Origin of the sequence: Pseudomonas sp. Pse1 (genome assembly GCF_024519635.1) — a bacterium.
GTDB lineage: Bacteria > Pseudomonadota > Gammaproteobacteria > Pseudomonadales > Pseudomonadaceae > Aquipseudomonas.
Genome location: NZ_JALJRO010000008.1, coordinates 170,755 through 194,562 on the forward strand (window position 1 = coordinate 170,755; position 23,808 = coordinate 194,562).

The 23,808-nt window shown below is 59.1% G+C and carries 17 protein-coding genes; 8 read left to right on the forward strand and 9 right to left on the reverse strand.

Features of this window, described 5'->3' with window-relative positions; genetic code table 11:
- Positions 1 to 173 precede the first annotated feature (173 nt).
- Entirely contained in the window at positions 174 to 890 is a 717-nt protein-coding gene (locus tag NR126_RS14450; protein ID WP_256830498.1) for an autoinducer binding domain-containing protein, read from the reverse strand.
- Between the two features lie 368 nt (positions 891 to 1,258).
- On the opposite strand from NR126_RS14450, the gene NR126_RS14455 reads away from it, so the two are divergent.
- A complete protein-coding gene (locus NR126_RS14455; RefSeq protein WP_027617824.1) occupies positions 1,259 to 2,035 on the forward strand; it encodes a ferredoxin--NADP reductase in 777 nt (258 codons plus the stop codon).
- A gap of 45 nt (positions 2,036 to 2,080) precedes the next feature.
- Here NR126_RS14455 and mscL read toward each other — a convergent pair whose 3' ends face one another.
- Positions 2,081 to 2,494, reverse strand: a complete 414-nt coding sequence (gene mscL, locus NR126_RS14460; protein ID WP_027617825.1) for a large-conductance mechanosensitive channel protein MscL — start codon at positions 2,492 to 2,494, stop codon at positions 2,081 to 2,083.
- Positions 2,495 to 3,007: 513 nt separating this feature from the next.
- Here mscL and radA point away from each other — a divergent pair.
- On the forward strand, positions 3,008 to 4,375 hold the full coding sequence (radA, locus tag NR126_RS14465) for a DNA repair protein RadA (protein WP_027617826.1): 1,368 nt from the start codon (positions 3,008 to 3,010) through the stop codon (positions 4,373 to 4,375).
- Positions 4,376 to 4,384: 9 nt separating this feature from the next.
- Here the strand turns inward: radA and NR126_RS14470 are convergent, their stop codons facing one another.
- Complete coding sequence (locus NR126_RS14470; RefSeq protein ID WP_027617827.1) at positions 4,385 to 4,753, reverse strand: PilZ domain-containing protein; 369 nt, start codon at positions 4,751 to 4,753, stop codon at positions 4,385 to 4,387.
- Between the two features lie 150 nt (positions 4,754 to 4,903).
- On the opposite strand from NR126_RS14470, the gene NR126_RS14475 reads away from it, so the two are divergent.
- The 3 genes from NR126_RS14475 (at position 4,904) to yjiA (ending at position 8,319) form a co-directional block, all read left to right on the forward strand.
- Positions 4,904 to 6,970, forward strand: coding sequence for a carbon starvation CstA family protein (locus NR126_RS14475; RefSeq protein WP_027617828.1), 2,067 nt, complete (start codon positions 4,904 to 4,906; stop codon positions 6,968 to 6,970).
- Between the two features lie 14 nt (positions 6,971 to 6,984).
- Positions 6,985 to 7,182, forward strand: coding sequence for a YbdD/YjiX family protein (locus NR126_RS14480; protein WP_007937254.1), 198 nt, complete (start codon positions 6,985 to 6,987; stop codon positions 7,180 to 7,182).
- A gap of 165 nt (positions 7,183 to 7,347) precedes the next feature.
- Positions 7,348 to 8,319, forward strand: a complete 972-nt coding sequence (yjiA, locus tag NR126_RS14485) for a GTPase (RefSeq protein WP_027617829.1) — start codon at positions 7,348 to 7,350, stop codon at positions 8,317 to 8,319.
- A 150-nt stretch (positions 8,320 to 8,469) separates the two neighbouring features.
- Here the strand turns inward: yjiA and glyA are convergent, their stop codons facing one another.
- Together glyA and NR126_RS14495 are read right to left on the reverse strand one after the other, a co-directional pair.
- Positions 8,470 to 9,723, reverse strand: a complete 1,254-nt coding sequence (gene glyA / locus NR126_RS14490; RefSeq protein WP_027617830.1) for a serine hydroxymethyltransferase — start codon at positions 9,721 to 9,723, stop codon at positions 8,470 to 8,472.
- Positions 9,724 to 9,899: 176 nt separating this feature from the next.
- A complete protein-coding gene (locus NR126_RS14495; protein WP_372826515.1) occupies positions 9,900 to 13,748 on the reverse strand; it encodes an EAL domain-containing protein in 3,849 nt (1,282 codons plus the stop codon).
- Positions 13,749 to 14,032: 284 nt separating this feature from the next.
- Here NR126_RS14495 and ettA point away from each other — a divergent pair, with 284 nt between their 5' ends.
- Positions 14,033 to 15,697 carry an energy-dependent translational throttle protein EttA gene (gene ettA, locus NR126_RS14500; protein WP_027617832.1) on the forward strand — a complete coding sequence of 555 codons (1,665 nt, stop codon included), beginning with the start codon at positions 14,033 to 14,035 and terminating at the stop codon, positions 15,695 to 15,697.
- Between the two features lie 346 nt (positions 15,698 to 16,043).
- Complete coding sequence (gdhA, locus tag NR126_RS14505) at positions 16,044 to 17,381, forward strand: NADP-specific glutamate dehydrogenase (protein WP_027617833.1); 1,338 nt, start codon at positions 16,044 to 16,046, stop codon at positions 17,379 to 17,381.
- Here gdhA and NR126_RS14510 read toward each other — a convergent pair.
- The 4 genes from NR126_RS14510 to NR126_RS14525 form a co-directional block, all read right to left on the reverse strand.
- Positions 17,378 to 17,872: a GreA/GreB family elongation factor gene (locus NR126_RS14510; RefSeq protein ID WP_027617834.1), complete on the reverse strand. Its 495-nt coding sequence runs from the start codon at positions 17,870 to 17,872 to the stop codon at positions 17,378 to 17,380. The two genes, gdhA and NR126_RS14510, sit on opposite strands and share 4 nt — an antisense overlap.
- Positions 17,873 to 17,943: 71 nt before the next feature.
- Positions 17,944 to 18,300: a hypothetical protein gene (locus NR126_RS14515; RefSeq protein WP_027617835.1), complete on the reverse strand. Its 357-nt coding sequence runs from the start codon at positions 18,298 to 18,300 to the stop codon at positions 17,944 to 17,946.
- Positions 18,301 to 18,582: 282 nt separating this feature from the next.
- Positions 18,583 to 20,436, reverse strand: a complete 1,854-nt coding sequence (locus NR126_RS14520) for a DUF4105 domain-containing protein (RefSeq protein WP_027617836.1) — start codon at positions 20,434 to 20,436, stop codon at positions 18,583 to 18,585.
- 92 nt (positions 20,437 to 20,528) lie between these two features.
- Positions 20,529 to 21,017 carry a DUF3015 domain-containing protein gene (locus NR126_RS14525; RefSeq protein WP_027617837.1) on the reverse strand — a complete coding sequence of 163 codons (489 nt, stop codon included), beginning with the start codon at positions 21,015 to 21,017 and terminating at the stop codon, positions 20,529 to 20,531.
- A 275-nt stretch (positions 21,018 to 21,292) separates the two neighbouring features.
- On the opposite strand from NR126_RS14525, the gene NR126_RS14530 reads away from it, so the two are divergent.
- The gene (locus NR126_RS14530) at positions 21,293 to 23,731 is read left to right on the forward strand and encodes a Lon protease family protein (protein WP_027617838.1); all 2,439 of its coding nucleotides are present in this window, start codon (positions 21,293 to 21,295) and stop codon (positions 23,729 to 23,731) included.
- The last annotated feature ends 77 nt before the right edge of the window (positions 23,732 to 23,808 follow it).

The window sequence follows — 23,808 nt, forward strand, 5'->3', positions numbered from 1 at the left end:
ATCGGGTGTCCGCGTCCACCCGCTGGAAACGGGCGGGCGCGGTTGAGTGGATGGCGCTGCGTGGTGCTGGCATCCCCACTCGAATCAGGCAAATGGTACGTTTTTTTGCATTGGATTACTTGTTGGTTTTCCTCGGTGACCCGCGGTGGTCGTCTGCGCAGGCGATTGTGAATTCAGATCATCCTCGATTTTACCGCCGCAACCACGGCGGACATCTTGTTGGCCACGCCCATTTTCTTGATGGCACTGTTGACGTGGAAGTTCACCGTGCGTTCGCTCAGGCTGAGGATGGTGGCCACGTCTGACGCAGTCTTGCCATACGCCGACCATTTCAGGACTTCGATTTCCCGGGGCGACAGATGGGTCTGGTTATTGCACTCGGGATGAGTGCCTGGTGTCAGTTGAAGTGCCAGTGTCTGTAGCTTCTGACAGATAAATACCGAGTACCCGAGTTGTTCATAGAGTTCGAAGGCAGTGACCCGGCAATGACTGCGAGCCACGCTGAGCATGCCCACGGCAGCCCCCCTGGGCTCATGCACCGGTTGCGACCAGCCATGTTGCAGGCCCTGATCTTCTAATGCGTGCCATAGCTCCGGTGTCGTGGCGAACGAATGGCTATCCCACAGGATGGGTAGCGTTGAACGATTGCAATGAGCCACTATTGGGTCGATCGAACTGTAGTGATTCTGTTCGTACTGGATATTCCAATCGTGGGGGTAGTTGTTCAGGTGTACAGGATTTAAATGTGTTGCGGGCGCATGTGAAGTCATTGAAAAAGCACAGTATTCGTACCCAAGATTGTTGAAGAACTGGAGGGCGATGCTGTATGCAATTTCGAGTTTTGATGCTGATGCTAACTGTTTCAACTGCACTTTCTTCCAGATTTCCATTACTCACACTCCCTAATACATCAATTAGCAGGCTGGCTACGTCCGAAAACCAGCATTTTCGAGTGTAGGATATGTCCTAGGGAATCGGTGGGATTTTTTTGTTATTGAGAAACATACCAAGTGTGGTGAGAGTTATAAGGTGGACAGCGAAGGTATTAATCATCTTGCATGATTGTCGTCATTTGATAAGTGAAAAGCGTTGTCCAAGTTGCTTGATTTGTTGTTCTTTTAAGGGTCGCTATAAACTTAATGTTTAACTTGCTGGGCAGCTTTTTTCTGCGGCACAGAGCCTATACCACTACAAATAGGCGGTGTTCCTGCCCGTCGCTTTGCGGGACACTGGTGCTTCCTGATCCACGGAGCCTCCCATGAGCGCCAGCGAAGAGAAGTTCAGCCGTCAGACTCTGCTTGACGTGCAACCCCTCACTCCCAGCTTGTTTACGTTGCGCACCACCCGCGATCCGGGCTTTCGCTTTCGAGCTGGCCAGTTTGCGCGCCTGGGCGTGACCAAGGCGGATGGCAGTACGGTCTGGCGGGCCTATTCCATGGTGTCCGCGCCGCACGACGAGTTCCTCGATTTCTTTTCCATTGTGGTGCCGGGCGGTGAGTTTACCAGCGAGCTCAGCCGCTTGAAGCAAGGTGACGAGTTACTGGTCGAGCGTCAGGCATTTGGCTACCTGACCCTTGATCGATTCGTCGATGGCCGGGACCTGTGGATGCTCTCTACCGGTACCGGCGTGGCGCCCTTTCTGTCGATCCTGCAGGATTTCGAGGTGTGGGAGCGCTTTGAGCGGATCATTCTTGTGTACAGCGTGCGTGAAGCACGAGAGCTGGCGTACCGGGCGCTGATCAGCGAGTTGAAAGACCGGGAGTACCTGGCGGAGCACGCCCATAAACTGCAGTTTGTTGCCACAGTGACGCGCGAACAGCACCCGGGAGCATTGAATGGACGTATCACCTCACTGATTGAAAGTGGCGAGTTGGAGCGAGCGGCGGGCCTGGATATCACGCCCGAGCATTCACGGATCATGCTTTGCGGCAATCCGCAAATGATCGATGACATGCGTAAGCTGCTCAAGCAACGAGGCCTGCAGTTGAGCCTGAGCCGCCGGCCCGGTCAGGTGGCGGTGGAAAACTATTGGTAATGAAGACGGCGCCTGTTGGCGCCGTCTTCGATTGCAATCACTGCTTCACGGCTTGTTGTTCTGCGCTTTCAACAGGTCGCGGATTTCACCCAGCAATTCCTCTTCCTTGGTCGGAACCGGTGGCAGGCTTGGCGCCGCGGCCTCTTCACGTTTCAGGCGATTGATGGCTTTTACCCCCATGAAAATGGCAAAGGCGACGATCACAAAGTCGATGATGCTCTGGATGAATTTGCCATAGGCCAGCACGACGGCCGGGACATCGCCCTGCGCCGCTTTGAGGGTGACGGCCAAGTCCCCGAAGTCCACCCCACCGATCAGCAGGCCGATGGGCGGCATGATCACGTCACCGACAAACGAGGTCACGATCTTGCCGAACGCCGCGCCGATGATGATACCCACGGCCATGTCGACCACATTTCCCTTGACCGCGAAGGCCTTGAACTCACTTATCACGCCCATAGGTTATTCCTTGTTACAGATGAGGTTGGTGAAGGCAGTGTAATTCAGCCAGACGAGTCTTGCTCGTCGTTGATAGCTGCCTCCGCGCCTCTTGGTCGACCCTGCGCAGGGTGAAAAGTTTTCAATGAATAACTAATTTATCGGCGAGTCGTTCATCTGGCTGACGACGCAGTACGGAAATTTTCAGGTGCATTCCATAGAGGTGGAACTGTATCCATTCAAAGTGTGGGTGATTTCGTGGGCGGTCTAAATGGCGATGGAAAGTAATATTTGATGACCGTTTACTGCCAATAGATTTATGAAACATGAGCTTGAAGTCCTGTTAGTGTTTTAACTCTAACTTGTGCGTCAAGTTATCTATGTATCAGTCCTATTACAACAAGAGAAAGCGGGCTGTTTAGATTTCCCATAGGGGATCTCTGTATTAAACATCAGGTTTGCGGCGCAACTATCAAGTCAAGCCCTCCGAAGCTGGCCCGCTGAGTTATCATCACGCTTTTTCCAGGAGTTCAGATGGCCAAGGCGAAACGCATGTATGGCTGCACCGAGTGCGGCGCGACCTTTCCCAAATGGGCTGGCCAATGTGGCGAGTGCGGGGCCTGGAACACCCTCACCGAAACCATGGTGGAAAGCGGTGGGGCGGCGGCTCCCAGCGGGCGTACCGGTTGGGCAGGTCAGCAAGCGCAGATCAAAACCCTGGCGGAAGTCAGCGTCGAAGAAATTCCGCGTTTTTCCACCGCGTCCGGCGAACTCGACCGCGTGCTTGGCGGCGGCCTGGTCGATGGCTCGGTGGTCTTGATCGGCGGTGACCCGGGCATCGGCAAGTCGACCATTCTTCTGCAAACCCTGTGCAATCTGGCGATCCGCATGCCGGCGCTCTACGTCACGGGCGAGGAATCCCAGCAACAGGTCGCCATGCGCGCCCGGCGCCTGGGCTTGCCTCAGGATCAATTGCGGGTCATGACTGAAACCTGCATCGAAACCATTATTGCCACGGCGCGGGTGGAGAAACCCAAGGTGATGGTGATCGACTCGATCCAGACCATTTTTACCGAGCAGTTGCAGTCGGCGCCGGGTGGCGTGTCCCAGGTTCGCGAAAGTGCGGCACTGTTGGTGCGTTATGCGAAACAGAGTGGCACGGCGATTTTCCTGGTCGGCCACGTGACCAAGGAGGGCGCACTGGCCGGTCCCAGAGTGTTGGAGCACATGGTGGATACCGTGCTGTATTTCGAGGGCGAGTCCGATGGCCGCTTGCGCCTGCTGCGCGCAGTAAAGAACCGTTTCGGTGCGGTGAACGAACTGGGTGTCTTCGGGATGACCGACAAGGGCCTGAAAGAAGTTTCCAACCCTTCGGCAATTTTTCTGACCCGCGCTCAGGAAGAAGTACCTGGCAGCGTGGTAATGGCCACTTGGGAAGGTACTCGTCCGATGCTGGTGGAGGTCCAGGCATTGGTGGACGACAGCCATCTGGCCAACCCGCGTCGAGTGACACTGGGCCTGGATCAGAATCGCCTGGCCATGCTCCTGGCGGTCTTGCATCGCCATGGTGGAATTCCGACTCACGACCAGGACGTGTTCCTTAACGTGGTTGGCGGGGTCAAGGTCCTGGAAACAGCTTCCGACCTGGCCTTGATGGCCGCGGTCATGTCGAGTCTGCGTAACCGGCCGCTACCCCATGACCTGCTGGTGTTTGGTGAGGTGGGTCTGTCCGGTGAAGTGCGCCCGGTGCCCAGTGGCCAGGAGCGCTTGAAGGAAGCGGCAAAACACGGCTTCAAGCGCGCCATCGTGCCCAAGGGCAACGCGCCCAAGGAAGCACCTGCCGGGCTGAAGATCATTGCTGTCAGCCGTCTGGAGCAGGCGCTGGATGCACTGTTCGAATAAACCGCGCCTTCAGGTTTCGATCAGCGCACCCAGCTCGCGCTCCAGCTCTTCTTGATCGCCAAGGTTAAGCTCCATCAGGCGTCGCAGTGTGCTGACAGACTCCAGGCTGATATAGCGACAGACAAAGCCCAGCTGACCGTGTTCCTCATGAGTCAGTTGGACATCCATGCGAATCTCGGTCTCAGCATCCAGGTGGATGTCGACCGAGAACATTTTTGCCCTGTCACCGGTCCAGGCGGCCGGGCATTCGACCAGCAAGCCCTTGAGCGACAAGTCGATCAGTTTGGCCGGCCAGCGCAGGTTGCCCTGGCTGAGTTCGGTCCTGGCATCGAAACCAATTCTTCTAAAGCGACGGCGATTACCGGAATGGGGGCTCATGCTGCAGTTCCTCTGCGATTGGGCTGACTATAGACCGGCGCTGGCAGCCAACGCGAGGCTCTAGACCAATGTCGAGTATGGTCTTTGCCGTAATCAGCGCTAAACTCGGGGTGGCTTTCTCTCAAGTCCACCTGGCTGGAATAAAAAATAATGAAAAATAATAATAGCCCGCTCCGCCACATACCCTGGCTGGTGCTGGCAATCGTCGGGGCGTGCGCCCTCGGAGTAGTAGCATTGCGTCGGGGCGAGGCGATCAACGCCTTGTGGATTGTGGTCGCGGCAGTGGCCATCTATCTGGTCGCGTATCGTTACTACAGTCTGTTCATCGCCAACAACGTGATGCAACTCGATCCACGGCGGGCCACCCCCGCAGTGCTCAACAACGATGGTCTGGACTATGTGCCAACCAACAAACACATACTTTTCGGTCACCACTTCGCCGCGATCGCGGGTGCCGGTCCGTTGGTCGGGCCTGTGCTGGCAGCGCAGATGGGCTATTTGCCCGGCACTTTGTGGCTGATCGCTGGCGTGGTGCTGGCGGGTGCGGTTCAGGACTTCATGGTTCTGTTCCTGTCCACTCGGCGCAACGGCCGCTCCCTGGGTGACATGGTCCGTGAAGAAATGGGCCGCATCCCCGGGACCATTGCGCTGTTTGGCTGCTTCCTGATCATGATCATCATCCTCGCGGTGCTGGCGCTGATCGTGGTCAAGGCGCTGGCCGAAAGCCCGTGGGGCATCTTTACGGTGATGGCGACCATCCCGATCGCGATGTTCATGGGTATTTACATGCGCTACATCCGCCCGGGTCGCATTGGCGAAATTTCGGTGATCGGCGTGTTGCTGCTGCTGGGTTCCATTTGGCTAGGCGGGCAGATTGCCGCCGACCCGGTATGGGCCAAGGCGTTCACCTTCACCGGGATCCAGATCACCTGGATGCTGATCGGCTACGGTTTCGTGGCAGCGGTGCTGCCGGTCTGGCTGATCCTCGCCCCGCGTGACTACCTGTCGACCTTCCTCAAGATCGGTACGATCATTGCCCTGGCCATCGGCATTCTGGTGACCATGCCGGAACTGAAAATGCCGGCGCTGACGCAGTTCATCGACGGTACCGGTCCAGTCTGGAAAGGCGGTCTGTTCCCGTTCCTGTTCATCACCATTGCCTGCGGCGCGGTCTCCGGATTCCACGCGCTGATTTCTTCCGGTACTACGCCGAAACTGCTGGATAACGAAACCAACGCCCGCTACATCGGTTACGGCGGCATGCTGATGGAGTCCTTCGTGGCCATCATGGCTATGGTCGCCGCGTCGGTGATCGAGCCAGGCGTGTACTTCGCCATGAACAGCCCTGCGGCTGTGGTTGGCAGTGATGTGGTGTCGGTGGCGCAGACCGTCAGCAGCTGGGGTTTTGCAATTACTCCTGAAGCGCTGCAGGCGGTGGCCCACGACATCGGCGAGACCACCATCCTGGCGCGCGCCGGTGGTGCCCCGACCCTGGCGGTGGGTATCGCGCAGATCCTGCACAGTGTCCTGCCGGGTGAAAATACCATGGCGTTCTGGTACCACTTCGCAATTCTGTTCGAGGCGCTGTTCATCCTCACCGCGGTCGACGCTGGTACCCGTGCCGGTCGTTTCATGCTGCAGGACCTGTTGGGCTCGTTCGTGCCAGCGCTCAAGCGCACCGAATCGTGGACTGCCAACCTGATCGCAACTGCCGGCTGTGTGGCCATGTGGGGTTGGCTGCTCTATCAAGGTGTGATCGATCCGCTGGGTGGTATCAACACCTTGTGGCCGCTGTTCGGCATCTCCAACCAGATGCTCGCCGGTATCGCGCTGATGCTCGCTACCGTGGTCCTGATCAAAATGAAGCGCCAACGCTACATTTGGGTCACCCTGGTGCCGGCGGTATGGCTGCTGATCTGCACCACCACCGCAGGCTTCATCAAGCTGTTCGATGCCAACCCGGCGATTGGCTTCCTGTCGCTGGCGAAAAAATACAGCGATGCCCTGGCCAATGGTCAGATCCTCGCTCCGGCCAAGGATATCGCGCAGATGCAACACGTGATTTTCAACGCCTACACCAACGCCACGCTGACCGCGCTGTTCCTGTTTGTGGTTTTCAGCATCCTGTACTTCGCACTCAAGGTCGGTATTTCCGCCTGGGGCAGCAAAGAGCGCACGGATAAAGAATCGCCATACCAGGCTCTGCCGGATGCGTAAGAGAGGATTGCAGCGTGTTCAATGACCTCAGTCGCCTCGGTAAGTACCTCGGTCAGGCCGCGCGCCTGATGGTCGGCATGCCCGACTACGACAATTATGTCGAGCATATGCAGACCAAGCACCCGGACAAGCCGGTGATGAGCTACGAGGCGTTCTTCCGTGAGCGCCAGGAAGCTCGATACGGCGGTAAGGGTGGGCCCAAGTGCTGTTGATCTGACAGACTTGGGTTGGTGCAGTCCCCCTGTGGGAGCGAGCCAGCTCGCGAAAGCGGTGTATCAGTCAGCATCCTGGTTGGAGCTGATGGCCCTTTCGCGAGCAGGCTCGCTCCCACATTTGTTTTGTGTTGTTCATTAGTTTTGTGAAACAGGAGATCAATTTTGTCCTCTCCCATTCCGGTCACGATCCTCAGTGGCTTCCTCGGTGCCGGCAAGACCACCTTGCTGCGTCACCTGCTCAAAGCCGAGCACGGGCTGAAAATCGCCGTGATCGAAAACGAATTCAGTGACGCCGGTATTGATACCCAGTTGTTGGGCGACGAGCCGGTACAAGTGATGACGCTGTCTAACGGCTGCGTCTGTTGCACCATCCACACCGATCTGACCAAAGCCCTGTACCTGCTGCTGGAGCGGCTGGACAGTGGCGAAATCGCCTTCGACCGCCTGGTGATCGAATGCACCGGCCTGGCCGACCCGGCACCGGTGGCGCAAACCTTTTTCATTGATGAAGAGTTGCGCGAGCGCTATTTGCTCGACGGCATCATCACTCTGGTCGATGCGGCCCACGCCGATGTGCATCTGAGCCAGACCATTGCCCAGGCACAAATCGGGTTTGCCGATCGGCTGTTGGTAAGCAAGCGCGACCTGGTGGATGAGGCGACCTTCACTGCCTTGAGCGAGCGTCTGGCCCGGATCAATCGTCGCGCACCGATTCGTGTGGTCGAGCATGGACGGATTGATCTGGCCGAACTGCTGGATGTTCGTGGCTTCAACCTCAACGCCGACCTGGGCGGCGGGGTGAGTTTGCGTCCGGTGAGCAAGGCGCCGTCCATCGATCGCATCAGCAGCCTGGTGTTGCGCAGCGACAAGGCGCTGGATATCGACAAACTCAGTGAGTTCATGAATGAGCTGCTGGAGGAGCACGGCAAGCAACTGCTGCGTTACAAGGGTGTATTAAGTATCCGCGGTGAGCCACGACGCCTGGTGTTCCAAGGGGTATTGAAGCTGTATGGCTTCGATTGGGATACCGAATGGGCTGAGGACGAATCCCGTGAAAGCGTGATCGTGTTCATTGCCGATGATCTGCCGGAAGGGAAAATTCGTGACGGGTTTGCGCGGATTGCTGCAGATTGAATGAATGCGCTGCTAGGGTGAGCCCTTTATTTTAAGTCCGCCTGCGTAGTGCTGGTCTTGAGCTGTTTTCGATTTTTTGTTGAGAATAACAAGCATAAAAAAACCGGCACAGGTGCCGGTTTTTTTATGACTGCGGTTTTAGCGGGCTGATTAAGCGCCGTACACCGGCAGCTTTTTGCAGATAGCCTTGACCTTCTCACGTACGGCATCGATCACCGCTTCGTTGTTCAGGTCAGCCAGGATGTCGCAAATCCAGCCTGCCAGTTCCTTGCACTCTGCTTCCTTGAAGCCACGAGTGGTTACAGCCGGGGTGCCGAAGCGCAGGCCGGAGGTGACGAACGGGGAGCGTGGGTCGTTTGGTACCGAGTTCTTATTCACGGTGATGAACGCTTTGCCCAGAGCGGCGTCGGCGTCTTTACCGGAGATTTCCTGCTTGATCAGCGACAGCAGGAACAGGTGGTTTTCAGTACCGCCGGAAACCACGTCGAAACCGCGCTCGATGAATACGCCGGCCATGGCCTGGGCGTTTTTCACCACTTGTTGCTGGTAGGCCTTGAACTCAGGCTGCAGCGCTTCTTTGAAGCAGATTGCCTTGGCGGCGATCACGTGCTCCAGCGGGCCACCCTGGGCGCCCGGGAATACTGCGGAGTTCAGCTTTTTCTCGATGTCGGCGTTGGCTTTGGCCAGGATCAGGCCACCACGTGGACCGCGCAGGGTCTTGTGGGTGGTGGTGGTCACGACGTCAGCGAATGGCACCGGGTTCGGGTAGACGCCAGCGGCGACCAGACCGGCCACGTGGGCCATGTCGACGAACAGGTAGGCGCCCACTTTGTCGGCGATTTCGCGGAAGCGTGGGAAGTCGAGGATCTGCGAGTAGGCAGAGAAACCGGCGACGATCATTTTTGGCTTGTGCTCGACGGCCAGGCGCTCGACTTCGTCGTAGTCGATCAGGCCGTTGGCGTCGATGCCGTACTGGATGGCGTTGTACAGCTTGCCGGAGGAGGAAACGCTGGCGCCGTGGGTCAGGTGACCGCCGTGGGCCAGGCTCATGCCCAGGATGGTGTCGCCAGCCGACAGCAGGGCCAGGTAAACGGCGCTGTTGGCTTGGGAACCGGCGTGCGGTTGAACGTTGGCGTAATCGGCACCGAACAGTTCTTTGGCACGGTCGATAGCCAGTTGCTCAACGACGTCGACGTACTCGCAACCGCCGTAGTAGCGCTTGCCCGGATAGCCTTCGGCGTACTTGTTGGTCAGAACCGAGCCCTGAGCTTCCATGACCGCTGGGCTGGTGTAGTTTTCCGAAGCGATCAGCTCGATGTGTTCTTCCTGGCGCTGAGCTTCTTGCTCCATGGCGGCAAAAAGATCGGCGTCGTACTTGGCAATAGTCAAATCACGGCTGAACATGGCGGTCCTCAAGGATCGGGGGGGCGGAAAAGGGAGGCATTCTAACTCAATGGCTTTTGTCTGGCATATGAAAGGACATCAAGTCGCAGACAAGTGGCGTTCATGCCGGGATCGGCGGTGATTGTGCTGTCGTCATCGCGGGCAAACCCGCTCCCACAGGGGGGATTGAGCAGCGTTTACTCGAAAACGAAGAGCGCATCATTGCTGAACTGCGCCTCGAAGCGCGCGGCCGGCATTGGCCGCCCGAACAGATACCCCTGCACTTCATCGCAATCGTGCTCGCGCAGAAACTCCAGTTGTTCGTGGGTTTCCACGCCTTCAGCGATCACCGCCAGGTTCAGGCTGTGGGCCATGGCAATGATTGCCCGGGCAATTTGCGCGTCCTGCTCGCCGGACGGCAGGCCATCGACGAAGGTGCGGTCGATTTTCAGCACGTCGATCGGGAACTGCTTGAGGTAGTTGAGCGAGGAGTAGCCGGTGCCGAAGTCGTCGACCGCGATACTCAGGCCGAGGTTTTTCAGGCCAGCGAGGATCTGCATGGCCTCGCTGACTTCGCGCATCAGGATGCTTTCGGTCAATTCCAGTTCCAGGCAGGCCGGCGGCAGGCCGATGTCCCTGAGGATATTGGCGATGCGGTTGCCGAGCTGACCATCGGAGAACTGCCGGGTAGAAATGTTCACCGAGACCTTTGGCACGCGCACACCGGCCTGGTGCCAGGTCTTGAGTTGACGGCAGGCCTCGCTGATGACCCAGTCGCCGACATCCACCACCAGCCCCAACTCTTCCAGCACCGGAATGAAATCCCCTGGCGGCACCAGTCCGCGTCGCGGGTGGCGCCAGCGCAGCAAGGCCTCGGTGCCGGTCAGGCGTTTGCCGTCGCCGCTGAATTGCGGCTGGTAGTACAGGACGAATTCATTCTGCTCGAGAGCATGGCGCAGGTCGCTTTCCAGCTCCAGGCGTTCTAGGGCGCTGGCGTTCATGTCGGCCTGGTAGAACTGGAAGTTGTTCTTGCCGCGCTCCTTGGCGTGGTACATCGCCGTGTCGGCGTTCTTCATCAGCTGGCTGAGCTCGTTGCCGTCCTGCGGGCTCAGGGCAATGCCAATGCTGGCGGTAACGAAGAATTCGCGGGCTTCGAGGACGAAGGGCCTGACCAGGCTGGCCAATATTTGCTCAGCCACGTTTATCGCCCGGTTCAGGGCTTGTTCACGGGTGGCGCGCGGTTGCAGCAACAGGGTGAACTCGTCGCCACCCATGCGGGCTACCGTGTCATCGTCGTCGACACATCCAAGCAGGCGAGTGGCCATGTCCTTGAGCATTCGATCGCCGGCGGCATGCCCCAGCGAGTCATTGATCGGTTTGAAGCGGTCGAGGTCGAGGAACATCAGCACCACCCAGGACTTCTGCCGCTGCGCCGTTTGCAAGGCGGTGTGCAGGCGATCCTGGAACAGCGTGCGATTGGGCAGGTGAGTCAGGGCATCGTAGTAGGCGAGCCGGTGAATCCGTTGCTCGCTGGCCTTGCGTTCGCTGATGTCACTGAAGAAGCACACATAGCTGGCGAGGTCGCCCTCGTCGTCGAGCACTGCCGTGATACCGACCCAGGCCGGATAGTGTTCGCCACTGCGCCGCTTGAGCCAGACTTCGCCCTCCCAGGTGTTGTGCTGGTGCAATTGCTTGAGCACATAACGCAGGTGGGCTTCCTGTTGTTCGTCGACGGTGAGCATGTTCGGCAATTGGTCGAGGACCTGGGCAACCTCGTAGCCACTGACGCGACTGAAGGCCTCGTTGGCTTGGACGATATAGCCGGCTGGGTCGGTGATGAGGATCGCCGACGTTGAGTGTTCAAACACCGTGGCGGCCATGCGCAGGTCTTTTTCGGCGCGCCGCTGTTGGCTGATATCGCGACCGACGCCCAGTACGCCTTCAAAGGTTCCGGCGTCGTCCCACACCAGCACCAGCCGCAGCTCGATAGGGATCTTGCGGCCGTCGGCGCGCAGACAATCGAACAGGAAAAGTTGGGTCTGCACCTGGCTGCGTAATTGCGCCAGTTGCTCCGGATTGTTCAGGGCTTTGCTGACCCGGTCCATGAGGCTGTAGATGCCGGTCAGTTGTTGCGGATTGGCGACGATCGACTGCCAGCCGTTATGGAAAATCCAGTCAGCGTCATAGCCGAGCACGGCCTGCGCCGAGGGGCTGACGTAGTTGAGCGAGAGCCTGCTGTTGGTGGAGATGATCACGTCACTGATGCTTTCGGCGAGCATGCGGTAGCGCTGCTCGCTGTCGCGCAAGGATTCGCTGGCGGCGATCTGGTCGGTCACGTCCTTGGCCACGCCGATGATGCGCGTGACCTGCTCGTGCGGGTCGCGGGCCAATGCCTGTTCGCGGATGTCGAAGCAACGCCATTTGCCGTCACGGTGGCGAAAACGCAGCTGACATTGCATCAGTTGCCGATAACCGGTCTGGCGCTGCTCCTGGCGCATGCGATGGTAAAGCTCGGCATCCTCGGGATGCAGGAGGATTTCCCAGAAATACTCACCCATCTGGTGCAGCTCGGTCTTGTTGTAGCCGAGGGTCTGGCCCAGATGATGGTTGCTGAAAATCATCCGCTGGCTGATCACGTCCTGTACATAAAGATGATCAGGCACCGTGCGCACCACATCGGACCAGAAGCCTTCGCGTTCCAGCAGCGACAGTTCGACCAGCTTACGGCTGGTGATGTCATTGATGCTCAGGATCACCGCGCGGAAATCATGCTGCTCATGGGGCAAGCGCACCACCAGCCACAGATGCTGTTCACGGCCGTCGCGATCCTTGAGCTTGATCTCGGTTTCGAGGGTGCTCTGTTGTGTAAACACGGCCTCGAGCAGGAGGTTGCCGATGCTGTTGTCATCCAGCGGAGTGCCTTCGATCAGCAATTTCCAGGCGTGCTCGCTCGACTGGACGCCGAGCAGGTGCAGAGCGACCTGATTGACCTCGGTAATGCGTAGCTCCTGCAACAGTTGCTGGCGTTGCGCGGAGTTATCCAGGCAGGCACGCAATTGCTCGAGATTCTGCAGGCGGGCTCTTTCGAAAGCGCTCCTGAGGCCCGAAAGATCCATCACGCACAGCGCCACGCCGGTGCCGTCGAAAATATCCTGGTAGCGTCGGCGACCCTCGAGTAGCTGACGTTGCCGGCGGCGCATATTCAGCAAGGCGATGAAGGGCACCAGGGAGAGGGCCAGCCCCAGCAGGCATTTGCCAACAAAGGCTGGCAGCAACTGTTCGATGACCCGTTGCCGGTCGAACAGGCCGCGCAGTTGCCAGTCACTACTGCTCAAGGGGACCGTCAACACCGTATTGGTCTGGTCTTCGGCAGTCAGCCGGCTTGGCTGTGCAGCAGGCAGCAGGTCGTCGCGACTGATGATTTGCTGGGTGATGTGGTTTTCCACAAGCCACAGCGGGCGTATCGCCATGTCGCCTTGCTTGGTCAACGACGAGAAAAACGTCGGTCGCAGGCGCAGCGCCCAATAGCCGCGCGTGTTACCGCTGGCCTGGTGTAGCAACAGATGCACCACTGAGCCGTCATTGGCGTTGCTGAAGTAGTGCGCCTGGGCGCGACTGCGCTGTACCAGCTCACTCAGATAAGCGGCGTCGCTGCTGTCAGCGGCGCTGTCGCCGAGCACCTTGCCCGAGGGGCTGAGCAGGGCCACGCTGAGCACATCCGGCAAAGACTGCTGAAGCTTGCGCAGCAGGAGTTGCTGTTGGTCGGCGGATTGAGGTTGTTCGACGATTGGTAGCAGATTCAGGGCAATCTGCGCATTCAGCGCCATGTTCAAGCTGACCTGCGCCGCCAGATCAGCGGTGTAATCGATGGTGTACTGGCGTTGGTTTTTCTGGGTTTCGCGCAGTTGATCCAGCAACTGCCAGAACAACAATCCGAGCAATAGCAATACCAGCATCGCCAGCGCGCCCTTCAGGGAACCGCGCAGGGGCGATCCGCTCACAGTGTTTTGCACGCGCGGGAAGAATGGCGGGGTGGCATTGGACAATCTCTAATCCTGCGGTGTGGCTGGACTGGCGCGACGTGCACTATAAGCCTGACGCCCGTAGGGCGGCTAGCATGCCTTGAGTTGTGGCAAAGTGCCAGCCCTGCGCGGCTGGACGGGTATGCTGCATTGAGGTAGCTTTGCCGGTTACGCAGGGCGTTCCAGCCCCAGAAATTCAGGCTTTTTTACCGCAAGCAGGCATTGACCCCGGTCCATGCCCGCGCCGCGCATGGCCTGCACGGGCTTGACCCGCTTTATTCAATCGTTACTGACGCTAGGTGCACATTTTGGCTCAATACGTCTTCACCATGCATCGGCTGGGCAAAGTTGTTCCGCCGAAGCGGGAAATCCTCAAAAATATTTCTCTGTCGTTCTTCCCTGGCGCGAAGATCGGCGTACTCGGCCTCAACGGTTCGGGTAAGTCCACGCTGCTGAAAATCATGGCTGGCGTCGACACTGAGTTCGAGGGCGAAGCGCGCCCGATGCCGGAACTGAACATCGGTTATTTGCCGCAGGAACCGATTCTCGATCCGACCAAGACTGTGCGTGAAGTGGTCGAAGAAGCGGTCAGCGTGATCAAGGACGCTCAGGCGCGCCTGGATGAGGTCTACGCGGCCTACGCCGAACCGGACGCTGATTTCGACAAGCTGGCGGCAGAGCAGGCCAAGCTTGAAGCCATCCTGCAAGCTGGCGACGGTCACAACCTGGAGCGCCAGCTGGAAGTCGCCGCCGATGCGCTGCGTCTGCCAGCCTGGGACGCCAAAGTCGAACACCTGTCCGGTGGCGAGAAGCGTCGTGTGGCCCTGTGCCGCCTGCTGCTGTCCGCCCCGGACATGCTGCTGCTCGACGAGCCGACCAACCACCTGGACGCCGACTCCGTGGCCTGGCTGGAGCATTTCCTGCACGACTTCCCGGGCACTGTGGTCGCGATCACGCACGACCGTTACTTCCTCGACAACGTTGCTGGCTGGATCCTGGAACTCGACCGCGGCGCGGGCATTCCTTACGAAGGCAACTACTCGGGTTGGCTGGAAGCCAAGTCCGACCGTCTGGCGGCTGAATCCAAGCAGCAGTCGGCTCACGAAAAAGCCATGAAGGAAGAGCTGGAGTGGGTGCGCAAAGGCGCCAAGGCCCGCCAGTCGAAATCCAAGGCTCGTCTGCAACGCTTCGAAGAGATGCAATCGCAGGAATTCCAGAAGCGCAGCGAAACCAACGAGATCTACATCCCGGCCGGTCCGCGCCTGGGTGACAAGGTCATCGAATTCAAGAACGTCACCAAGGGCTATGGCGACCGCGTGCTGATCGACAACCTGTCGTTCTCCATGCCTAAAGGTGCCATCGTCGGCGTAATTGGTGGTAACGGGGCGGGTAAATCCACGCTGTTCCGCATGCTGATGGGCAAGGAGACACCGGACTCGGGCAGCATCGAAGTCGGTGAAACCGTGCAACTGGCCTGTGTGGATCAGAGCCGCGAAGACCTGGATGGCAGCAAGACCGTATTCCAGCAAATCTCCGACGGTTCCGACCAGATCCGTATCGGCAGCTATGAAATCCCGTCGCGTACCTACGTCGGTCGTTTCAACTTCAAGGGCGGCGATCAGCAGAAGTTCGTCAAGGACCTGTCCGGTGGTGAGCGTGGTCGCTTGCACCTGGCTCTGACCTTGAAAGAGGGCGGCAACGTGCTGCTGCTCGACGAACCGTCCAACGACCTCGACGTCGAAACCCTGCGTTCCCTGGAAGAAGCCCTGCTGGACTTCCCGGGCGCCGCCATTGTGATCTCTCACGATCGGTGGTTCCTGGACCGCGTGGCGACGCACATCCTGGCCTACGAAGACGACTCGCAAGCGGTGTTCTTCGAAGGTAACTACACCGAGTACGAGGCGGACCGTAAAAAGCGTCTGGGCGAAGCTGCAGCCCAACCGCACCGAGTGCGTCACAAGAAACTGGCCTGATTTCTGGTTGGTTTGCTAAGCAGAACGGAGCCTTCGGGCTCCTTTTTTTTGGCGGATTTCAGTTGAGACGGCAGTGAGTTGATCGCGGGCAAGCCCGCTCCCACAGTCCAACTCCATTTCCCGTTGTGGGAGCGGGCTTGTCCGCGATAAGGGTGTATTGGATGGTGCAGAATTCAGACTGAGAATCTCTTTTCTGGTGCATAAAACTCAAAAAATGCGGTTAATTTATATCCTGTGCACCATTTAATTTCATCAATGCGACATTTTGCGCTGTTACAGTGCCACTTTCGTTTGTTACAGTCCGGCTCAATCTCTCCAACGACAATAAATTTGCCGAGACTTTTCCATGATCGAATCCGTCGAATCCTTCCTTGCGCGCCTGAAAAAACGCGACCCTGACCAGCCTGAATTCCATCAGGCTGTGGAGGAAGTCCTGCGTAGCCTGTGGCCTTTTCTTGAGGCCAATCCGCACTATCTGACCTCCGGTATCCTGGAGCGCATCTGTGAGCCGGAGCGGGCGGTGGTGTTCCGGGTTTCCTGGGTCGACGATCATGGCGTCGTGCAGGTCAATCGCGGCTTCCGCATCCAGATGAACAGCGCCATCGGCCCGTACAAGGGTGGCCTGCGCTTCCATCCGTCGGTCAACCTCGGCGTGCTGAAATTCCTCGCCTTCGAGCAAACCTTCAAGAACTCCCTCACCTCGTTGCCCATGGGCGGCGGCAAAGGTGGTTCGGACTTCGATCCCAAAGGCAAAAGCGACGCGGAAGTCATGCGCTTCTGCCAGGCCTTCATGAGCGAGCTGTATCGGCACATCGGTGCGGACGTGGATGTACCAGCCGGCGATATCGGTGTCGGTGCCCGTGAAATCGGCTTCCTGTTCGGTCAGTACAAGCGTCTGAGCAATCAGTTCACCAGCGTGCTGACCGGCAAGGGCATGAGCTACGGCGGCAGCCTGATTCGTCCGGAAGCCACCGGTTTTGGCTGCGTCTACTTTGCCGAAGAAATGCTCAAGCGCAGTGGCGAAAAGGTCCAGGGCAAGCGTGTGGCGATCTCCGGGTCCGGCAACGTGGCGCAGTATGCGGCGCGTAAGGTCATGGACCTGGGCGGCCAAGTGATTTCGCTTTCCGACTCCGAAGGCACGCTGTACTGCGAAGCGGGACTCACCGAGGAGCAATGGCAGGCGTTGCTGGAACTGAAAAACGTCCAGCGTGGCCGGATCAGTGAATTGGCCAGCCGTTTTGGCCTGGAATTCCGTGCTGGCCAATGCCCGTGGGATCTGCCGTGCGACATCGCACTGCCGTGTGCCACTCAAAATGAGCTGGATGCCGAGGCTGCGCGCACGCTACTGCGCAACGGCTGCATCTGCGTGGCAGAAGGCGCCAACATGCCGACGACCCTCGCGGCTGTGGATATCTTCATTGAGGCCGGGATCCTGTTCGCACCGGGCAAGGCCTCGAACGCCGGCGGCGTTGCGGTCAGCGGCCTGGAAATGTCGCAGAACGCCATGCGCCTGCTGTGGACTGCCGGAGAGGTTGACAGCAAGTTGCACAACATCATGCAGTCGATCCACCACGCCTGTGTGCATTACGGCGAGGAGAATGGCCGGATCAACTACGTCAAGGGCGCGAACATCGCCGGCTTCGTCAAAGTCGCCGATGCCATGCTGGCGCAAGGCGTGGTCTAACTCGCCTCGATGCGAATCACCTCGATCAACTGATCGCCGGCGGGTCGCTGCCAGAGCACTTCGTCATTCAGTTGTGCTCCCAGCAGCGCACGTCCCAGCGGCGAACTCCAGTTGATCAGGCCTTTGGCGGCTGCGGCCTGATCTTCGCCGACCAATTGCACGCGACGCTCGGTGTTCTGTGCGTCGGCGTAAGTGACCCAGCTGCCTATCTGCACCTTTTTTGTCGAGGTGGCCGGCGGCACGGGCAGGGCGCTCTGCAGGCGCTGATTGTAGTAGCGCAGGTCGCGCTCGAGATCGGCCAGGCGCTGTTTGTCGGCCTGCTCACCAAGGGCCGACTGAGCGCTGTGCAGCTGTTGCAGCTCGGCGACTTTGTCCTGCAGCAGCGCCAAGCCGGCGGGTGTCACGTAATTGGGCTGCGAGCTGACCTGGCGCTCAACGGGCTGGTCCGCTTGCGCGGCGGCGTTATCTTCATTGACGAAAGCACGGCTCATGGCGGTTCTCCCTGTATGGGGTTTAGGCCATGCTGGCAGGCTTTTAGTTTCGCGGGTTATCCGAAAGCGACCTACTGCGAGCGATAAGCTCGCGCGGTGTCCCGATCCTTCTCTTGCTGCCAGGCGCGTTCGCGTTCATCCAGATGCCGGCTTTGATACGACTCGCGATCCTGGCTTTCGCGCATGGCCTGGCATTGGTGAAAGCCATCGCTCCAGCCTTCGGCGTAGCGGGCATCTTCCAGATAGCGCGGGACGTCTTTGCGAAATGTCCCGTTGATGGCCCCGGCAGCCTGCCGACCGCTGCTGCAACCGTCGTCGAAGCCGTCGGCGAAGGCCGGTGGATAACCTTTGGCGAGCAGCTCTTCATGGGTGGACTGACATCCGCCAATCAGCATCAGGACACTAAGCACTGCGAAACAACGCCACATCGTCGACTCCCGAACCGCTTTTGCGGCTAATGGCCGAAGACTACGATTGGGCTTGTGAGGTGATTGTGAAAGACGTGTGATGGGCGTGTTGAACGATGGATCTCAAACGCCTGTAGGGGCTCGCTTGCCAGCGATGGGGCGCATAAATCCACCATCATTGGTGGCTGACCCACTGCCTTCGCTGCGATGCGGCGGCCCGACAAGCCAGCTCCTGCAAGGGTTTCGCGGCGGATGTCGATTCTGTGATCTACCGCAAAAGCCAGGTGGAGGAAGCGTTCAGCGTCAGTAGTGATACCACTTCAATTCCAGCATCACCTCGTTCTCGGCCGAGGCGATGTGGCTGAATTCGCGTTGGGCACTCAGGCGCAGGCCCAGGTTGCGCGACAGTTCCCACTGCTGATTCAGACTCAAGCTACGGCGCACCTCACCATTGGTGAAATAGTCGCCCTTGGCCTCCAGGCTCAGATTACCCAGCGGGTTGCGCCACAGCACGCCGGTGTTGAAGCCAGCGGCGGGCGAGATGAACTCGGCGAAATCATTGTTGTGCTCGACCCGCACGGTGCCCAGGGCAAAACCCAATACATCTTCACCCAGTTGCCAGGTACCACCGGCACCGCCGTTGACGTGGCTGACCAGGGTTTCGTCATCGTGCTTGCCCGGCACCCTTTCAAGGCCGCCAGTCACCTGCCACGACCAGGGTTGCAGCAGTTCGTTGCGCGGGGTCAGGGAGCGAATGGTCGCCAGGTCCAGCTGTTGCAACTGCCATTGGTTGCCTTCGTACTGGCGCAGTTTCATTTGCAGGATTTCAATCTGCGCACCCAGCGGGAAGCTCTCGGCGTTGTCATTCAGGTCGTGGTAGGCCATGCGCAGGCCGTACTCGCCGAAGGCCTGGTCGCCGCGGGTGCCGATGCCGGCTTGCCAGGTGCGCGACTCATGACCCTCTTCCGGCAGTCCCGGACGTTCGATTGACAGTTCCGGTGCCGGGTTGCGATTGATTGCCCGCAGCAACTCGAAGCTGCGCTGCGCCCGCGCGGGGTCGCGTTCCTGACCGTTGGCACGGTAGCGTTCGAGGCGATAGGCGGCATCGATGATCAGGGCCTGGCGATCCCGTGGCAGGGCCGTGAAAGCGGGGGCCTGCAGTTGTTTCTGGTCGGCACTGATGTTCAGTACCCACTGCTGCTCGGCGTCGGACAGGGGCTCGGCGCGACTCAACAACTCCCGCTCCCGAGACGGCCGGTAATCAATCTTCTCGACAAGCCCAGCGTCCTTGACGGCTTTGACGGTGTCGGTGGGAATCGCGGTCAGCGGGAATTGCTCGGTCAATTTCAGGCCTGGCCGAGCCACTTGCAGCAGCTCCAGCAGACGATAAGAGCAGTTTTCATCGAAGAAGAAATAGTCGAACTGGATCTGCTTGAGTTCCCAGACGTGCTCGACCATGCGTTCGGTCTCGACCTGGGTCAGGTTCAGTCGGTACTCCCAGAGGTCGCGGTTTTCCAGGCTGCGGTACTCCGAGAGTTTCTCCTGGTAGGGCACCAGCGCGAACAGGCCGGGATAACCGCCCATCAAGCCTTTCCAGGCATAGAGAATGCTGTTGTCCGAACCTTCGATGTAGGCGCCGAAGTTGATCGCGTAGCTAAGTAGCGCGGTGTTGTCGCTCTGCACATCGGCCTGATCGATCCGCAGCAGCGTGTGGCCGAACATCGATGAGGGGCTATTGAGGTAGGCCGCCGGGAAAATCATCACCGCACTGTGGGGCGAGACGTCCTTGAACCATTGCTTGAATTCGCTGCAGTCGACTGCCGGTAAGTCGTCCAGCTTCAGTTGTGCCTGCAGCCAGCGAGTGCGCGCCGGATAGACGCATTGGGCGTGTTGTTGGCCCAGGTTGGCCGGCGCATACAGCGCCTGGACCGTGGCCGCGAGTTCGGCATCGGGGTGTTCGGCACCGTCAGCGGCGAGGAAGAATTTCTTGTCACTGATGTAACTGCGCCAACCGCCCAGCTTGGCGGTTTCGTAGTGACCCAGGGAAATCCAGAACGGGTCGTTGGCCAGTTGCTGCAAACGTTGGTTGTCGACATGAGGCGCGGCGGACAGCGGGGCGCAGACAAACAGCGCCAGACAGGCAAGGCGTTTGAGCATGGTGGGCAACTTGAGTCGAAAAAATAAAGACCGAATACAGTCAGGTCAAAAAAATAAAACCCGCCCCGGTGACAGGGCGGGCGGGGTCGAGCTTAAGCCGGGGTGGCGTATTTGGCCAGGCGAGCATCGCCCTTGAGCACGGCCAGGGTATTGGTATGCACGTCTTCGGCAGTGACGTCAGCCTTGCTGAAGATCTGCTGGAAGTGCTCGTGAGTCACGGCGGCGAAGTGCGCACGGTCTTCTGGTGCGACGCCCAGAACCACGGCGTAGGTGGTCAGTGCTTCGCCCTGACCCTTGGCCATGTCTTCCGACAGTTCGTTCATCATGCCGTTCATGGCGAACCAGGACTTGCCGCCATAGGTCAGCGCGGCATTGGTCGCGCAGCCGTTGGTACCGGAGGTCATGCCGAAGGTGGCGTTACCGGAGGTGCCGTTGGTGGTGGAAGCGAGGAAGTGCGCCGGGGTGCCACGCTGTCCTTCGAACAGCATGTTGCCCCAACCGCAATCCGGACCGCCTGGCGCCTGGGCCATGGCGTTGAGGGATGCAACGGTGAAGAGAGTACCAAGAAGAATCCGTTTCATAGCTTTGTTCTCTTTTGTGCGTACCAATGGACAGGAGGTCTGAGGCCAATTTGGCATCAGTGGGCCGGTTATTAGTCCAGCCGCGCAGTTTGGAGTTTAGGCGCGTTCCGCAGGTTCCGTGGATTTTTGCTAAATATTGCGAAAATCCATTGATTTAGCCTGCGTCCGAGCGAGGCTAGGCCCTTGGCTATGCTTTTACCATGACGCGCCTTGCCAGTCAGGTACAGGCAGCGCCAGAATGCTTTCCACTGCCCCGCCTGAAGTAAGGAAGCCCGATGCCTGATCCTGTTGCTGCCAGCTTGCGTCTAGCGCCAGAAGCGCTGACCCGTCCGTTTTCCGCTGAACAGTTCAGCTTCTCTACCACCAATGATCTGGAGCCTTTTCGCGGTGTGCTCGGCCAGGAACGTGCGGTCGAGGCCTTGCAGTTCGGCGTGGCCATGCCACGCCCCGGTTACAACGTGTTTGTCATGGGTGAACCCGGCACCGGCCGATTCTCGTTCGTCAAACGCTACCTGAAGGCCGAAGGCAAGCGCCTGCAGACCCCGGCGGACTGGGTCTATGTCAACAACTTCGATGAGCCCCGGGAGCCACGTGCCCTGGAACTTCCATCCGGCACTGCCGGTGCATTTATCGCTGACATCAACGGTCTGATCGACAACCTGCTGGCAACTTTTCCAGCGGTGTTCGAGCATCCGTCCTACCAGCAAAAGAAAAGCGCCATCGACCGCGCCTTCAACCAGCGTTATGACCGAGCACTGGACGTGATCGAGCGCCTGGCGCTGGAGAAGGAAGTTGCGCTCTATCGTGACAGCAGCAACATCGCCTTCACTCCAATGAGCGAAGGCAAGGCGCTGGACGAAGCCGAGTTCGCGCAGTTGCCGGAAGCGGTGCGTGAACGTTTCCACGACGACATCTCGGGCCTGGAGGAGCGGCTCAACGAAGAACTGGCCAGCCTGCCGCAGTGGAAGCGTGAATCCAGCAACCAGATGCGTCATCTCAACGAAGAAACCATCACCCTAGCCCTGCAACCGTTGCTTGCACCCCTGTCAGAAAAGTACGCAGAGAACGCCGCGGTCTGCGGTTACCTGCAAGCCATGCAGGTGTACCTGCTGAAAACCGTGGTCGAGCAGTTGGTCGACGACAGCAAAACCGACGCGGTTGCCCGCAAGATGCTCGAAGAGCAATACGCGCCGAGCCTGGTAGTCGGGCATTCGGCCAGTGGTGGCGCACCGGTGGTGTTCGAGCCGCACCCGACTTACGAGAACCTGTTCGGCCGCATCGAGTACAGCACCGATCAGGGAGCGCTCTACACCACCTATCGGCAGTTGCGTCCGGGGGCGTTGCATCGTGCCAACGGTGGCTTCCTGATCCTGGAAGCGGAAAAAATGCTCGGCGAGCCGTTCGTGTGGGATGCACTCAAGCGTGCCCTGCAATCGCGCAAGCTGAAAATGGAATCGCCGCTCGGTGAGCTGGGTCGCCTGGCCACCGTGACTCTGACCCCGCAGCACATACCGCTGCAGGTCAAGGTCATCATCATCGGCGCCCGCCAGCTGTACTACACCCTGCAAGACCTGGATCCGGACTTCCAGGAGATGTTCCGCGTGCTGGTGGACTTCGACGAAGACATTCCAATGGTCGACGAAAGCCTGGAGCAGTTCGCCCAGTTGCTCAAGACGCGGACATCAGAAGAGGGCATGGCACCGCTGACCGCCGATGCGGTGGCGCGCCTGGCGACCTATAGTGCTCGGCTTGCCGAACACCAGGGGCGTTTGTCGGCGCGTATCGGCGACCTGTTCCAGCTGGTCAGCGAGGCGGATTTCATTCGCCACCTGGCGGGCGACGAAATGACCGATGCCGGTCATATCGAGCGGGCGCTCAAGGCCAAGGCCACGCGCACCGGCCGGGTCTCGGCGCGGATTCTCGATGACATGCTGGCCGGGATCATCCTGATCGATACTGCCGGTGCGGCCGTGGGCAAGTGCAACGGCTTGACGGTGCTGGAAGTGGGCGACTCGGCCTTTGGTGTGCCGGCGCGGATTTCCGCCACGGTCTACCCGGGCGGCAGCGGCATCGTCGACATTGAACGTGAGGTCAACCTCGGGCAGCCGATTCACTCCAAGGGTGTGATGATCCTTACCGGTTACCTGGGCAGTCGTTACGCCCAGGAGTTTCCGCTGGCCATCTCGGCGAGTATTGCGCTGGAGCAGTCCTACGGTTACGTCGACGGCGACAGTGCTTCGCTGGGTGAAGCGTGCACCTTGATTTCGGCGCTGTCGAAAACGCCGCTCAAGCAATGTTTCGCCATCACTGGTTCGATCAATCAGTTCGGTGAGGTGCAGGCGGTGGGCGGGGTCAACGAGAAAATCGAAGGCTTCTTCCGTCTCTGTGAGGCGCGCGGGTTGACCGGGGAGCAGGGGGCGATCATTCCACAGGCAAACGTTGCCACGCTGATGCTCGATGAAAAGGTTCTGGCGGCCGTGCGTGCCGGGCAGTTCCACGTGTACGCGGTGCGTCAGGCGGATGAAGCGCTAAGCCTGCTAGTGGGCGAGCCCGCCGGTGAGCCGGATGAAGAAGGGCAGTTCCCGGAAGGCAGCGTTAACGCACGGGTCGTGGAGCGCCTGCGAGTGATCGCGGAAATGATCAGTGAAGATGATTTGAAGGAAGCGGAAAAGGAGCTGGCCCAGGAGGCGCTGACAGCCGCCAAACCAGCCTGATTCAGGTCTGACCCGCAGGCGTCGATGATCCGGCGCCTGCGTTCCCTCCCTCGGCACGCCCTCTAGCCGTGTGCCAG